The sequence below is a fragment of the Idiomarina sp. D18 genome (assembly GCF_057748155.1).
In genome coordinates, this window is the sequence record NZ_CM173240.1 from 2,457,079 (window position 1) to 2,472,723 (window position 15,645).

The 15,645-nt window shown below is 48.1% G+C and carries 8 protein-coding genes, 2 tRNA genes and 3 rRNA genes; 10 read left to right on the forward strand and 3 right to left on the reverse strand.

The genetic code is table 11. The annotated features are described in order from the left end of the window. Positions 1-13 precede the first annotated feature (13 nt). The gene (locus AC3AP5_RS11830) at positions 14-634 is read left to right on the forward strand and encodes a thiol:disulfide interchange protein DsbA/DsbL (RefSeq protein ID WP_286682543.1); all 621 of its coding nucleotides are present in this window, start codon (positions 14-16) and stop codon (positions 632-634) included. A gap of 48 nt (positions 635-682) precedes the next feature. Here the strand turns inward: AC3AP5_RS11830 and AC3AP5_RS11835 are convergent, their stop codons facing one another. Further along, entirely contained in the window at positions 683-1,954 is a 1,272-nt protein-coding gene (locus AC3AP5_RS11835) for a mechanosensitive ion channel family protein (protein WP_487326770.1), read from the reverse strand. An 11-nt stretch (positions 1,955-1,965) separates the two neighbouring features. Next, entirely contained in the window at positions 1,966-2,880 is a 915-nt protein-coding gene (gene yihG, locus AC3AP5_RS11840) for a 1-acylglycerol-3-phosphate O-acyltransferase, YihG family (RefSeq protein WP_487326771.1), read from the reverse strand. Positions 2,881-3,005: 125 nt separating this feature from the next. Between yihG and AC3AP5_RS11845 the strand changes: the two genes are divergently transcribed. From AC3AP5_RS11845 to AC3AP5_RS11855, 3 genes are read left to right on the forward strand one after another with little or no spacing between them, the layout of a single operon-like run. Next, positions 3,006-3,602: a hypothetical protein gene (locus AC3AP5_RS11845; protein WP_006954698.1), complete on the forward strand. Its 597-nt coding sequence runs from the start codon at positions 3,006-3,008 to the stop codon at positions 3,600-3,602. Beyond that, positions 3,599-5,014 carry a Y-family DNA polymerase gene (locus tag AC3AP5_RS11850; protein ID WP_286682540.1) on the forward strand — a complete coding sequence of 472 codons (1,416 nt, stop codon included), beginning with the start codon at positions 3,599-3,601 and terminating at the stop codon, positions 5,012-5,014. Before AC3AP5_RS11845 ends, AC3AP5_RS11850 begins: the two co-directional genes overlap by 4 nt. Next, positions 5,014-8,097 (forward strand): error-prone DNA polymerase, encoded by a 3,084-nt coding sequence (locus AC3AP5_RS11855; RefSeq protein ID WP_006954696.1) that lies wholly within the window; start codon positions 5,014-5,016, stop codon positions 8,095-8,097. The genes AC3AP5_RS11850 and AC3AP5_RS11855 overlap by 1 nt, the downstream gene beginning before the upstream one ends. A gap of 13 nt (positions 8,098-8,110) precedes the next feature. Here AC3AP5_RS11855 and AC3AP5_RS11860 read toward each other — a convergent pair whose 3' ends face one another. Continuing rightward, positions 8,111-8,659, reverse strand: a complete 549-nt coding sequence (locus AC3AP5_RS11860) for a gamma carbonic anhydrase family protein (RefSeq protein ID WP_006954694.1) — start codon at positions 8,657-8,659, stop codon at positions 8,111-8,113. 474 nt (positions 8,660-9,133) lie between these two features. Here AC3AP5_RS11860 and AC3AP5_RS11865 point away from each other — a divergent pair. The 6 genes from AC3AP5_RS11865 to AC3AP5_RS11890 all read left to right on the forward strand — a co-directional run bounded on the left by AC3AP5_RS11865 (position 9,134) and on the right by AC3AP5_RS11890 (position 15,635). Then, positions 9,134-10,675 (forward strand): 16S ribosomal RNA (locus AC3AP5_RS11865). A gap of 108 nt (positions 10,676-10,783) precedes the next feature. Further along, a tRNA-Ile gene (locus AC3AP5_RS11870) sits at positions 10,784-10,860 on the forward strand. A gap of 127 nt (positions 10,861-10,987) precedes the next feature. Further along, positions 10,988-11,063 (forward strand) — tRNA-Ala (locus AC3AP5_RS11875). A 242-nt stretch (positions 11,064-11,305) separates the two neighbouring features. Further along, positions 11,306-14,190 (forward strand): 23S ribosomal RNA (locus AC3AP5_RS11880). A 103-nt stretch (positions 14,191-14,293) separates the two neighbouring features. Beyond that, positions 14,294-14,409, forward strand: a 5S ribosomal RNA gene (gene rrf / locus AC3AP5_RS11885). The 16S, 23S and 5S rRNA genes sit together here with 2 tRNA genes alongside, the layout of an rRNA operon. Before the next feature lie 689 nt (positions 14,410-15,098). Continuing rightward, a complete protein-coding gene (locus tag AC3AP5_RS11890) occupies positions 15,099-15,635 on the forward strand; it encodes a cytochrome b (RefSeq protein WP_272977394.1) in 537 nt (178 codons plus the stop codon). Positions 15,636-15,645 lie beyond the last annotated feature (10 nt).

Sequence of the window (15,645 nt, forward strand, 5' to 3'; positions counted from 1 at the left end):
TAGGTAAGAGCATATGAAAAACTGGTTGTTAGGATTAGCGAGCGCGTTACTGTTGGTAACGGGCATGGTGCAAGCTCAAGAGTTTGAGGAAGGCACCCATTACGAAGTGATTTCTGATGCAGCGACAAGTGACGCACAAATACTCGAGTTTTTCTCGTTTTATTGTGTTCATTGCTATCGCTTTGAACCTATTGCGGAGCGCCTGAAAAAGGAATACCCAGACGCTTTTGAGAAAATGCATGTGTCATTTTTAAGTCCCAAAGATGATGTGGGTGAAACGATGACAAAAGCGTTTGTTGTTGCTCAAAAACTCGGTATTGAAGAAAAAATTATTCCAGCCGTATTCGATTACAATTTTGCTCAGCGCAATATGCTGACCAGCGAGGATGATATCCGTAATGTATTCATCTTAAATGGTGTTTCTGGCGAAGAGTTTGATAAAGCTATGTCGAGCTTCGCGGTGCGTGCAGCGGCGAGTAAAATGGACCGTAAAGCGACAGATATGGACGTGCGTGCAACACCAACGTTTATCGTAAACGGTAAATATAAAATGTTGCCTCAGGGCTTCCGCGATAGCGATGACTTTGCTGCGGACTTCAGTAAGCTTGCAGGTTACTTACTTAATAAGTCTTAAAAAGATTCAGAATGAGAGCCCCGCCCAAATGGCGGGGCTTTTTTCTATCTATTGATCGTCTTTATCTTTGCTATCCTGGTCATTTTCGTCATCATTAGTTTCTCGTTGTTGCTCAGAAGGCTGCTTTTTGATGGTCTGTGTTTTGGGGAAGTACTGATAGTAGCTCAGTTTAAAGTCACCCATAATAGTGTATAGGTATTCGAATAGAATGGACTGGACTTGCTCGTAGTCTGTCCAACTTGTTTGCTTAGAGAAAGCATAAATCTCAAGTGGCAATCCAGAGGCAGTAGGCTCAAGCAAGCGTACCATCAATGTCATATCCTCATGAATTTGTTCATGACTACTTACATAGTCTTGCACGTAACATCTAAACGCCGTTAAGTTGGAAACAGGATTCTGAATCTGATGGCGGTTGAGCCACTCATCGAGTGATTCATTAAAGTAGCTTGATGCCAACGACTCAAGGGTATCGTCATCAAGTATCTGGGCACTGTCGAGATCGAGCATCAGCGATCGTTTGATGCGACGACCTCCGGAGTTAATCATCCCCTGCCAGTTTTTAAATGATTGATGAATGAGCACATAGGTGGGTAAGTAAACCGTTGTTTTATCCCAGTTTTCCACTTTTACAGTGATAAGACCGACTTCTTGAACGGTACCGTCGACGTCCGAGTCGGGGACTTGAATCCAGTCGCCAATACCAACCATACGGTTAGTTGCAAGTTGTACCCCTGCAACAAATCCCATTAAGGTGTCACGAAAGACCACCATCAGTATCGCCGTCATGGCGCCAAAGCCACTCAATAAGTACATAGGGGATTTATTCATCACAATAGCAACTGAGATGATAATTGCCATGAGTACTAATATGAGCTTGGCGACTTGAATGACGCCGGTAATGGGGACCTCTTTGGCCTTGCTTGAATACTCGTAAGCAATTGAAACGACGTTCGCTAGCGCCAATAAAATACTGGTGATCACCCACGTTAAATAGATACCAACGGCGGTTTGTAGAGGACCTTGCCATTTTTCGAAGTCATCAACGAAGACTACGGGAATAAATAGATTAATAAGTAGAACAGGGGCGAGATTAGCACACCGCTTAAAAAAACCACTGTTTACGAGAGAGTTATACCATCGCTCAGGGGCTTTTCTGAGCATGCGATGGATGGTTTTATTGATGATTAAGCGGGTGACTTGATAAATAATATAACCCGCGATGATGACGAGTACGGATTGTATGCCGAGCACTGCGTAGGTCAGTAAATCACCTTCAAGTCCGAGCTGGCTCAACCATTCGTTGATGAAGTTTAAATCCATACTGTTTGTCCTTATTGGTTATCTTGCTCCGCCTTTGTTTTTAAGCGACTGATAGTGGCATCTTTCTCCTGCCAACGTTCATTGAGCCAAGTTTGAAACGACGCCTTAAACTCGGGATCATTTTGATAGTCACCGATTAATTCAGGTGTAATAGGTCGTGTTTTTATATCAACGTACACATCACGGAGTTGGCCACTCAGTAAGTGCCAAACGACCGGGCGATCATCGTTACCAGGGTATACGATGGTTATATCAAGAATAGCCTCAAATTGATCACCCATGATTTGTAAAGCAAAGGCAGTACCACCTGCTTTGGGTGTGAGTAAATGTTGGTAAGGACTCGACTTTTTGGCGTGTTTTTCAGGTGTAAAGCGTGTGCCTTCACAGAAATTCACTACCGTGGTGGGGATATGTTTAAACTTTGCACAAGAGCGCGCGGTGGTTTCGATATCCTTGCCTTTTAAGTGCGGCTTTTTCTGTAGTTTCTCTTTTGAGTAGCGGCGCATAAACGGCATATCAAGCGTCCAACAGCCCATTCCTACAATGGGAACCCACAGTAACTGATACTTTAAGAAAAACCGAGGCATAGGCACGTTACGGCGTGTTAGGTGCATGAGTACCAGAATATCAACCCAGCTCATATGGTTGGCCATAATTAGGTACCAACCTTTTTTGTGAATATTTAAGTCCCCCTCGATATGCCAAGTCATTCGCTGAGTGAGCTGAAAGGTGACTGACATGCAATAGCCCCAGATACGAAATACTGAGTTGGCTAGGTGAGAGAAAAACCGAGTGAGTGGCGGAATAGGAAGCAGCAGTTTAAATATACCCACCAAGATCACCATTAACCCGACAATCGCCGTCGTCAGTGCTGCCCATGTGAAATTGATAAGGACGCGAAACGGAATTAAGAGTGTACGGATCATGATGGTGGCATTCCCTTCCCTTTGTTTAAAACAACAATCATAACGGAACAAATAAAGGTTGTCTGTTGCGAAATTCACCATTTTTAATATACTGTACATATATACAGTATTGCGGGGGTGACACAATGCAACCGAAATTAAAGCAATTGGTGAATAAAGGACTGCTCTGGCAAGGACGGCAAACACATTACCAAGAGCAGCGTTTTCTCAGTACAGGACATCCGTCATTAAATGAGTTGTTAGGCGGTGGGTGGCAGTTTGATGCGGTGCATGAGTGGCAGCTCGACTCTCCTTTTATAGAGCAAAAGTTACTTTGGCCGTTACTCGAACAATTACACGAGATGAACCAGCCTATATTTTGGTTAAACCCCCCAGCTTTACTATCGGCTGCGGGTTTACGCTGGCGCTTGAAGCAGGCCGATAGCTTGCATATTGTGCTGAACACCTCGGCTAACGAAGCGGCGTGGGCTTTTGAACAAATTCTACAAAGTGGCGCGGGTGTTGCGTTTTTATGGCAACCCGAGTCCGAAAATCAGTCGAGTTATGTTCGGCGTTGGCAAAAGGCAGTGCAGCAAGGCCATCAAATGGGCTTTGTCTTAACAGCACTTGAGAAAACAGTGGAAGCGCGTGCCTATACTAACCGGCTGCATTTGCATCCTAATCACACAGTGGATGTTGTTAAGCGTCGTTATGGTTGGCCAGTTAATAATATCAGTTTATGAAACTGTGGCTTTATTTACATTTTCCTCGGCTATTGCTCGACAACATACAGCGTTTGCAACCGCAGATTCAGCCGTTGCCCGTCGCGCTGGTTTATCAGGAGCATCAAAAAGAGTGGCTTTTACAGTGTAATGAGACTGCGCTTAGCCAAGGTTTAGAAGTGGGTCACAGTGCGGTTTTAGCCCATACATTAGTCAACGATGTCGTACTTATGCCCTACTCTGAAGAAAAAGAGTCGCGGGTGTTAACGCGACTGGCTGAGCGATTATATTTATCTGTTGATAAACAAGTACTGTTTAAGCCGCAAGGTATTGCTATCGAGCTTGATAGCCTACTGAAGCTCTATCAAGGTACTCAACCTTTAATCGATCACTTAAAAGAAGAGCTCGATACACTAGGGGTGAGTTATCAGATGAGTTTAGGGTTTAGTGCCCGCTCGGCACAATGTTTGGCGTGTGCAGGTATTGAACAACTCAGTACGGATCGATGTGTGATTGAACATGAGCTGGGGCACTTACCTATCAAGCAGTTGTTACTTTCTTCTCAAATTGAAAAGCGTCTGCTCAGCACCGGTATTCATCAACTTAAACAGCTTTGGTCATTATCTGCAGCCGATATCGGTAAGCGCTTTGGCGCAGGTATGGTGGATGATATTCAGCGTTTAAAAGGCAATGAGTCACAAGCGTTTGACTTTTTCCGTCCCCGCGATGCGTTTATTACGCAGTTGGATTTAGTAACAGAAATACAGCACTGGCAAGGTATGCTGTTTCCTCTCAAGCGGCTCTTACAAGAGTTAGAGCAATTTTTATATCAGCGGCAAAAAGTGATTCGTCAGTTAACCATTGAGTTACAGCACCGTGATATGGAACCAACATCTGTACCGCTTAAGTTAGCCTCGGATAGTTGGCGGGCATCAGAGTTTCTTAATTTATTGCAGTTACAAATGAATCGCTACCCGCTTACGGCGCCGGTTATCGCTATTGAGATGAGAGCGCTTGAGTTATTTGAATTGACGCGTGACTCTGGGTCCTTATTAACAAAGGGTGTTGCACATCAGCAAACAGTCACAGAATTAGTCAGCCGATTACAAGCTCGACTCGGCGAAAAGGCCGTTTATAGTCCGCAGCTATCGAGTGATCCCCGCCCTTTAATCAATGAACAGCGCGCCGCTCAAATGACAACACTCACAGTTCAGCGGCATGCGCCGCGACGACCACTTTGGTTATTAACGGAACCCGAGTTAGTACAAATTGAGCATTGGCAGTTATTAGAAGGGCCCGAGCGAATCCAGTCGGGTTGGTGGTCAACGTCTGAAGTCTGCAGAGATTACTGGCTCGCTAAAGATGAGCAACAACGACTAGGCTGGCTTTTCTTTGAAAAGAGTCACTGGTTTTTACAGGGGTGGTTTAGCTGATGCGTTATGCAGAACTGCACTGTTTGTCGAACTATAGTTTTTTGCGTTCAGCCTCTCACCCTAGTGAGTTTGTTGATCGAGCAACAGAGCTCGGTTACGAGGCGATTGCAGTAACCGATGAATGCTCAGTCGCTGGTGTGGTACGCGCCTATGAAGCGGCTCGCGAGCGGCCTATTAAACTCATTGTAGGGAGTGAGTTTATGCTGCCTGGAGCAGGTGTTTTTGTGGTGCTGTGCCCTACTCGCAGCGCTTATGCAGGCTTGTGTGAGAAAATCACTTTATTTCGACAACGTTCCGAGAAAGGTTCATACGCCGTTCAGCTGGATGACTTTTTGCATGGGTTCGATGAAGCGCTTTTGCTATGGTGGCCACAGTGCGACACCGAGGGTCTTTCTTACGCAAAAGCTTTAAACTTGGGGCATCAACTCAAGCGTCACTGGCGCGATCGTTTATGGTTACTCTACGAAAGACACTATCAACATAATGACAAAGCCTTATTTCGGATGGTCTGTCGCTTAAGTCAACAGGTTAAATTACCTGTTACAGCATCTAATGGCGCGGTTATGCATGACGAAAATCGGCAGCCATTACTGGATATTCTGAGTGCGACTAACGCTAACCAGTCGCTGGTACAGCATCCGGAGGTCTGTGCGTTAAACAGCGAACGTCGGTTACGTGATCTAAAGGCATTACAGGCGTGTTACCCAGCCAACTGGTTAACGGAGTCTGCAAAAATAGCTGACCGCTGCACTTTTTGTTTGTCAGAGTTACGTTACGAATACCCTGCCGAACTGGTGCCTAAAGGTATGACGGCACAGCAGTATTTACGGCACCTTACAGAACAGGGTGCTCAGCAACGTTATCCAGAAGGCGTTCCAGAGTCAGTTGTGAGTCAGTATGAGAAAGAGCTGAAGCTGATAGCCGAGCAACACTATGAGTATTTCTTTCTTACCATTTATGACCTAGTAGAGTTTGCTCAGTCTCAGGGGATTTTCTATCAAGGGCGAGGCTCTGCGGCAAACTCGGTGGTTTGTTACTGCCTTAAGATTACCGCGGTTAATCCCGCTCAGTTCGATGTGTTGTTTGAGCGTTTTATATCCAAAGAGCGAGATGAACCCCCTGATATTGATGTGGACTTTGAGCATGAGCGACGTGAGGAGGTAATTCAGTATATCTACAAGAAGTACGGTCGTAAGCGTGCAGCTTTAGCGGCAACCGTTATTCGCTATCGTTTTAAAAGTGCTTTTAGAGATGTAGGTAAAGCACTTGGTTTTAGCGAACAACAACTACAAACGTATCGACAAAACCTTGATCGTCGGGATAAAACACAGAATTGGAAGGAGCAACTTGCTGAGCAATACCCTGCTCTCGTTCAGTCTAAACGAGGACAGCACTTATTATCTTTAACTGAGCAGCTAATGGGATTTCCACGGCATCTTTCTCAACATGTGGGTGGTTTTGTTATCGCTGCCAATGAACTGACTCAACTCGTCCCCATTGAAAATGCCAGTATGCGTGATCGTACTGTTATCCAGTGGGATAAGGACGATCTTGAAGTGCTTAAACTATTGAAAGTGGACGTGCTGGCGCTAGGTATGCTGACTGCATTACGTAAGTCGCTTGGGTTATTAAAAGAAAAACGTAATCTAACGCTTGGGTTGGCTGATATTCCTCAAGAAGATCCCGTTGTTTATCGGGCCTTGCAGCAAGGTGATTCGGTGGGTGTGTTTCAAATTGAATCTCGCGCGCAAATGAACATGTTACCGCGCCTTAAGCCCAACACTTTTTATGATTTAGTCATACAAATTGCGATTGTCCGGCCAGGACCTATTCAAGGCGATATGGTGCATCCCTATTTACGCCGAAGAGCCGGTAAAGAAAAAGTGGATTATCCCAGCGATGAAGTGAGGCAAGTTCTGCAACGGACGCTGGGTGTGCCTATCTTTCAAGAGCAAGCAATTAAGTTGGCGATGGTAGCGGCAGGCTTTAGTGGGGGTGAAGCCGATCAGTTAAGACGTGCTATGGCAGCTTGGAAGAGTACTGGTAAATTGCAGCAGTTTGAGCATAAGCTGATTTCTGGTATGCGAGCGCGAGGCTACAGTGAATCCTTTGCGCAACGGCTGTTTCACCAGATTTGTGGCTTTGGTCAGTATGGCTTTCCAGAATCACACTCGGCGAGCTTTGCTAATTTAGCGTATGCCTCGGCTTGGCTAAAAGTGCACTATCCGGCGGCATTTTTTGTAGGCTTATTAAATAGCTTACCCATGGGTTTTTATTCACCGTCCCAATTAATTCAAGACGCAAAGCGCCATGGTGTTCGGTTTCTACCTGCGGATGTTAATTATAGTCAGTGGGATTACCAGTGGCTTGCTGACCAAGGGAACTGTGTGCGTATTGGCTTACGCCAGATCTTCGGACTATCTCGCTCACGAACCGCGTTGTTGTTGAACTCGCGTGCAGACGCTTTGTTTGCTAACACTGAGCAGTTACGTCGAGGGGGCTTACATGAATCAGATATTCAAGCCCTAGCAAAAGCTGATGCACTCACATCTTTATCAGGACATCGTTATCAAGCCCAATGGGATGCTTTGTCACTCAGCGATCAGCAAATGCCACTTTTTAATGAAGTGGCTGATAATAAGAGTGAAATCTCAATTAAGCCGTCTGAGACTGAGGATATAAAAGCAGACTATGCGAGTACCGGACTTAGCTTACGTCGACATCCGATGGCGCTTATACGCAACCACCCTGAAGTGACTAAGAGTATTACTGCCGAGACTCTAGCAGGCTGTCGCTCTGGGCAGGTAATTGAGGTTATCGGTCTTGTGACTTGTCGACAAAGACCGGGAACTAAAAGTGGTGTCACTTTTTTAACCTTAGAAGATGAAACGGGCAATATGAATGTTGTAGTTTGGGCCAATACAGCGACTCTATATAGAAAGGCTTTTTTATCGGCCCAACTATTATGGGTTAAGGGCGTTATTGAGATGAGTGAAGGTGTGGTTCATGTTGTAGCAGGTCGCTTAGAAGATAAAAGTGACCTGCTACAACTGAACAAGTTCGCCTCTCGGCGCTTTCATTAATTGCGAGTGTGATTCACGATATTGGCTTAACGTCGATCAGATACTCATCTTTTAAGCGAACATAGTTTTCTGCTGATGCACTTAGGAATGACATTTCTTTATCGTTCAATGGTCTCTTCTTTTCTACTGGGCTACCAACATAAAGAAAGCCGGACTCTAATACTTTACCCGGCGGAACTAAACTACCCGCACCGATGATGACGTCATCTTGTACTTCTACGCCGTCCATAACGATAGCGGACATTCCTACTAATACACGGTTACCAATACGACAACCATGTAACATGCATTGATGTCCTACAGTGACGTCTTCTCCTATAATGAGTGGATCGCCATCGGGTTTACCAGCGCTTGCGCGACTCACGTGAAGAATAGAACCGTCTTGTACATTGGTACGAGCGCCAATATGGATATAGTTAACGTCGCCACGGGCTGCGACGAGTGGCCAGATGCTTGCATCATCGCCAATAGTAACTTCACCTACGATGACTGAGCTATCATCTATATAGACGCGCTCGCCTAATTGCGGCTCCTTTTCATGGTAGCTACGGATATCAGCCATAACCCTACTCCTATCATCTTTTGTCTTTTCGAATTGTGCATTTAACTATAGCTGTTTTGCTTAAAAGCGCATAGTTTGTACAGTCTACTGGGAAAATTGGTCATAAAAGAAACGAACTGATTTAACTTTGACCGAACAGCAAAAAAATCAATTAAAATTGAAAAATAGCCCTTGACCCACGGAGATAAATGTCTAAAATACGCCCCACGTTTGAGGCAGACAACGAAGTCGCCGAAAACATAAGTTTTCTAAAAAATCTTTTTTCAAAAAAGTGTTGACAGAAAACTGACGGTGTGTAGAATACGCACCTCTCGCAGCAAGGCTGCTGAGAAACGCTCTTTAACAATATATCAAGCCAAGCAAACTGTGTGGGCACTTGCAAAAGTAAGCAACAAAAAATATTGCAACTTTTGAATGAGTGTCTAGCTACTGAGGTAGCAAGCACACGTAATTCATTGAGTTGATTGAACTTTTTAATTGAAGAGTTTGATCATGGCTCAGATTGAACGCTGGCGGCAGGCCTAACACATGCAAGTCGAGCGGTAACAGAGAGAAGCTTGCTTCTTTGCTGACGAGCGGCGGACGGGTGAGTAATACTTGGGAACTTGCCTCTAGGCGGGGGACAACCACTGGAAACGGTGGCTAATACCGCATAATGTCTACGGACCAAAGTGGGGGACCTTCGGGCCTCACACCTAGAGATGGGCCCAAGCGGGATTAGCTAGTTGGTGAGGTAAAGGCTCACCAAGGCGACGATCCCTAGCTGTTCTGAGAGGATGATCAGCCACACTGGGACTGAGACACGGCCCAGACTCCTACGGGAGGCAGCAGTGGGGAATATTGCACAATGGGCGCAAGCCTGATGCAGCCATGCCGCGTGTGTGAAGAAGGCCTTCGGGTTGTAAAGCACTTTCAGTGGTGAGGAAGGTCAGTAAGTTAATAGCTTGCTGAATTGACGTTAGCCACAGAAGAAGCACCGGCTAACTCCGTGCCAGCAGCCGCGGTAATACGGAGGGTGCAAGCGTTAATCGGAATTACTGGGCGTAAAGCGTACGTAGGCGGTGTGTTAAGCAAGATGTGAAAGCCCCGGGCTCAACCTGGGAATTGCATTTTGAACTGGCACGCTAGAGTCCTGAAGAGGGTGGTAGAATTTCCAGTGTAGCGGTGAAATGCGTAGATATTGGAAGGAATACCAGTGGCGAAGGCGGCCACCTGGTCAGAGACTGACGCTGAGGTACGAAAGCGTGGGGAGCAAACAGGATTAGATACCCTGGTAGTCCACGCCGTAAACGATGTCAACTAGTTGTTCGTGTCACTAAGACGTGAGTAACGCAGCTAACGCACTAAGTTGACCGCCTGGGGAGTACGGCCGCAAGGTTAAAACTCAAATGAATTGACGGGGGCCCGCACAAGCGGTGGAGCATGTGGTTTAATTCGATGCAACGCGAAGAACCTTACCATCCCTTGACATCCAGTGAACTTTCTAGAGATAGATTGGTGCCTTCGGGAACACTGAGACAGGTGCTGCATGGCTGTCGTCAGCTCGTGTTGTGAGATGTTGGGTTAAGTCCCGCAACGAGCGCAACCCTTATCCTTAGTTGCCAGCGATTCGGTCGGGAACTCTGGGGAGACTGCCGGTGATAAACCGGAGGAAGGTGGGGACGACGTCAAGTCATCATGGCCCTTACGGGATGGGCTACACACGTGCTACAATGGCGCGTACAAAGGGCAGCGAACCTGCGAGGGTAAGCGAATCTCATAAAGCGCGTCGTAGTCCGGATTGGAGTCTGCAACTCGACTCCATGAAGTCGGAATCGCTAGTAATCGTGGATCAGAATGCCACGGTGAATACGTTCCCGGGCCTTGTACACACCGCCCGTCACACCATGGGAGTGGGCTGCACCAGAAGTGGTTAGTTTAACCTTCGGGAGAACGATCACCACGGTGTGGTTCATGACTGGGGTGAAGTCGTAACAAGGTAGCCGTAGGGGAACCTGCGGCTGGATCACCTCCTTACACTTCGCTTATGGATGTAAGTGTCCACACAGATTGCTTGGTTTGATGAATAGAGAAGAATTGGGGTAGCTTGTGCCTTTGGCACAAGATAAAGCCTTAAATTATACTGGGTCTGTAGCTCAGCTGGTTAGAGCGCACCCCTGATAAGGGTGAGGTCGGTAGTTCAAGTCTACTCAGACCCACCATTTCTGCGCTGTGAACTGCGTTGCTGCGTCGTCGCATGCTGGTGCATGCGTCCTCCTTGCGGCCTTGCCACAGCTTGAAATTCCCTTTTCGGGTTTTGTTGGATGTGCCGACAGACCTGGGGTCTGTGGGGCCATAGCTCAGCTGGGAGAGCGCCTGCCTTGCACGCAGGAGGTCAGCGGTTCGATCCCGCTTGGCTCCACCACTTCTTCTCTATAGCGATGTTAGCGTTAAGCGTTCAAAGCTGAATGTTTACCGGTAACTTTGCGTTACATGCTCTTTAACAACATGGACAAGCTGATTGTAATAAAGTAATGAAATGCCACTCTACTTGAACCTTATTCAAATTGGTAGAGGCGTATCTTACAAGTGTACAGCGAGAACAAACAATCTTAGTTGCAATACAATGCACGAGGTTCTGCATAGCAGACATCTTAGGTGTTGTATGGTTAAGTGACTAAGCGTACACGGTGGATGCCTAGGCAGTTGGAGGCGATGAAGGACGTACTAACTTGCGATAAGCCATGACGAGACAGTAAGAGTCGTTATCAGTCATGGATTTCCGAATGGGGCAACCCACTCTGTTTACAGAGTATCCGGCACTGAATATATAGGTGCTTGGAGGCAAACCCGGAGAACTGAAACATCTAAGTACCCGGAGGAAAAGAAATCAACCGAGATTTCCCTAGTAGCGGCGAGCGAACGGGAAGCAGCCCTTAAGCTGACAATGCGTTAACAGAATCTGTTGGGAAGCAGAGCCATAGACGGTGATAGCCCGGTATGTGACGGCGCATAGTGAGTGAAAACGAGTAGGTCGGGACACGTGTTATCTTGACTGAATATGGGGGGACCATCCTCCAAGGCTAAATACTCCCAACTGACCGATAGTGAACCAGTACCGTGAGGGAAAGGCGAAAAGAACCCCGGCGAGGGGAGTGAAATAGAACCTGAAACCGTGTACGTACAAGCAGTAGGAGCCTCCTTGTGGGGTGACTGCGTACCTTTTGTATAATGGGTCAGCGACTTATATTTTGTAGCAAGGTTAACCGAATAGGGGAGCCGTAGGGAAACCGAGTCTTAACTGGGCGTCGAGTTGCAAGGTATAGACCCGAAACCGGGCGATCTAGCCATGAGCAGGTTGAAGATTGAGTAACATCAATTGGAGGACCGAACCCACTAATGTTGAAAAATTAGGGGATGACTTGTGGTTAGGAGTGAAAGGCTAATCAAGCCCGGAGATAGCTGGTTCTCCCCGAAATCTATTTAGGTAGAGCCTCGGATGAATACCTACGGGGGTAGAGCACTGTTTGGGCTAGGGGGTCATCCCGACTTACCAACCCCATGCAAACTCCGAATACCGTAGAGTACTATCCGGGAGACACACGGCGGGTGCTAACGTCCGTCGTGGAGAGGGAAACAACCCAGACCGCCAGCTAAGGTCCCCAAGTTATGGCTCAGTGGGAAACGATGTGGGAAGGCATAGACAGCTAGGAGGTTGGCTTAGAAGCAGCCACCCTTTAAAGAAAGCGTAATAGCTCACTAGTCGAGTCGGCCTGCGCGGAAGATGTAACGGGGCTAAGCCATACACCGAAGCTGCGGCAGCACATTTATGTGCTGGGTAGGGGAGCGTTCTGTAAGCGGAAGAAGGTGTGTTGAGAAGCATGCTGGACGTATCAGAAGTGCGAATGCTGACATGAGTAACGATAATGCGGGTGAAAAACCCGCACGCCGGAAGACCAAGGTTTCCTATCCCATGCTAATCAGGGTAGGGTAAGTCGGCCCCTAAGGCGAGGCGGAAACGCGTAGTCGATGGGAAACAGGTTAATATTCCTGTACCGACATGTACTGCGATGGGGGGACGGAGAAGGCTAGGTGGGCCAGGCGTTGGTAGTCCTGGTGAAAGTTAGTAGGCTGAGGGTTTAGGCAAATCCGGACCCTTAAGGCCGAGAAACGAGACGAGCACCTACGGGTGCGAAGCCATTGATGCCCTGCTTCCGGGAAAAGCCTCTAAGCTTCAGGTACATGTTGACCGTACCCGAAACCGACACAGGTGGTCAGGTAGAGAATACTAAGGCGCTTGAGAGAACTCGGGTGAAGGAACTAGGCAAAATAGTACCGTAACTTCGGGAGAAGGTACGCCACCTTTGGTGAAGACTTCGCGTCGTAAGCTGAAGGTGGTCGCAGTGACCAGGTGGCTGGGACTGTTTATTAAAAACACAGCACTCTGCTAACTCGAAAGAGGACGTATAGGGTGTGACACCTGCCCGGTGCCGGAAGGTTAATTGATGGGGTTAGCGTAAGCGAAGCTCTTGATCGAAGCCCCGGTAAACGGCGGCCGTAACTATAACGGTCCTAAGGTAGCGAAATTCCTTGTCGGGTAAGTTCCGACCTGCACGAATGGTGTAACCATGGCCACGCTGTCTCCACCCGAGACTCAGTGAAATTGAAATCGCTGTGAAGATGCAGTGTACCCGCGGCTAGACGGAAAGACCCCGTGAACCTTTACTACAGCTTGGCACTGAACATTGAACCTACATGTGTAGGATAGGTGGGAGGCTTAGAAGCACTGGCGCTAGTTGGTGTGGAGCCATCCTTGAAATACCACCCTTGTATGTTTGATGTTCTAACCTAGCACCCTAATCGGGTGTGGGGACAGTGCCTGGTGGGTAGTTTGACTGGGGCGGTCTCCTCCCAAAGAGTAACGGAGGAGCACGAAGGTTGGCTAAGTACGGTCGGACATCGTACGGTTAGTGTAATGGCAGAAGCCAGCTTAACTGCGAGACAGACACGTCGAGCAGATACGAAAGTAGGTCATAGTGATCCGGTGGTTCTGAATGGAAGGGCCATCGCTCAACGGATAAAAGGTACTCCGGGGATAACAGGCTGATACCGCCCAAGAGTTCATATCGACGGCGGTGTTTGGCACCTCGATGTCGGCTCATCACATCCTGGGGCTGAAGTCGGTCCCAAGGGTATGGCTGTTCGCCATTTAAAGTGGTACGCGAGCTGGGTTTAGAACGTCGTGAGACAGTTCGGTCCCTATCTGCCGTGGGCGTTTGAGAGTTGAGAGGAGCTGCTCCTAGTACGAGAGGACCGGAGTGGACGAACCTCTGGTGTTCCGGTTGTCACGCCAGTGGCACTGCCGGGTAGCTAAGTTCGGAATCGATAACCGCTGAAAGCATCTAAGCGGGAAGCGAGCCTCGAGATAAGCTCTCACTAGCACATTAAGTGCTCTGAAGGGTCGTTGCAGACGACGACGTTGATAGGCGGGGTGTGGAAGCGTTGTAAGGCGTTGAGCTAACCCGTACTAATTGCCCGTGAGACTTAACCATACAACACCCAAGGTGTTTGCTTGTTGAGCACGTAAGACGCTTTATCGAATTGAATAAGAGAGTGGCGAAACAATCAGCCGAATCCATGTTGTGACAGTTTATGTCTGGCGGCCATAGCGGTATGGCACCACCTGGCTCCATTCCGAACCCAGAAGTGAAACATACCAGCGCCGATGGTAGTGTGGGGTCTCCCCATGTGAGAGTAGGACACCGCCAGACTTCAAATGAACAATCCCTCGTGCGCAAGCACGGGGGATTTTTTATTTCCTGGTGGTGTGCTACGTGAGAGTAGGGTGAAAGCGGGAATTCGGCTTGCCACCCATGTGGCAAGACGCCGCTTGAACGGTGCGAGCTCTGCGAGCGCCTGTGGCGGCGCCAGACTTCAAATAGAATGACCCCAGCCAAGCGGCTGGGGTTTTTTTATGCCTGCTCGCCAGACGCACGTCGCGCCCGCACCCTGTACGTCGCGCATTGTGCGCGACAATCCACACCGGCCCGTGCGCAGAATGCGCACGCTACGACCGCGCCACGTACGTCGCGCATTGTGCGCGACAATCCATATCGCCCCGTGCGCCCAAGGCGCACGCTACGCCCGCGCCACGTACGTCGCGCATCCTGCGCGACCATCCACACCGACCCGTGCGCAGAATGCGCACGCTACGCCCGCACCACGTAAGTCGCGCATTGTGCGCGACAATCCACATCGCCCCGTGCGCCCAAGGCGCACGCTACGACCGCGCCACGTACGTCGCGCATTGTGCGCGACAATCCACATCGCGCCGTGCGCAGAATGCGCACGCTACAAATAAATCGAACGTTATCTCCTAAAATGGCTGCTTTTATTTCTATATATCCATACTATTATTCAGATGTCATGCAATAACATATCAGCGAAATAGCGAGGAAATATGAGAGAAGTAGGGGTAAAAGGTTATGATGCCCTCATGATCATCATTCACTGGAGCAGTGCTCTGCTTGTATTCGGGCTGTTTGTGCTGGGTTGGTGGATGGTCGATCTTACCTACTACTCTAATTGGTACACAACGGCACCGTGGTGGCACAAGTCCCTTGGTTTGTTGGTACTCTTCATCACCCTTTTTAGAGTTGTTTGGCGGCTTGTAAAAGGCACCCCGACAATTGATGGTTCTGCACTCGAGAAAAAAGCTGCAAAACTCGGTCACGTACTACTCTATATCAGTCTACTCGCGGTTGTTTTTAGCGGTTATTTAATCTCAACGGGTGAAGGCAAACCTATTAGCTTTTTCGATTGGTTTGACGTCCCTGCGTTGCCTTTTCAGGTAGATCAACAAGCCACATTAGCAGGTGCCATCCACGAATATGCCGCTTATGTCTTAGTGATCCTAGCGCTAGGTCATGGCGTTATGGCAGTAAAGCATCACTTTATTGATAAACGTTCAACACTTATTCGAATGATAAAACCGTAAGAGGAAACTA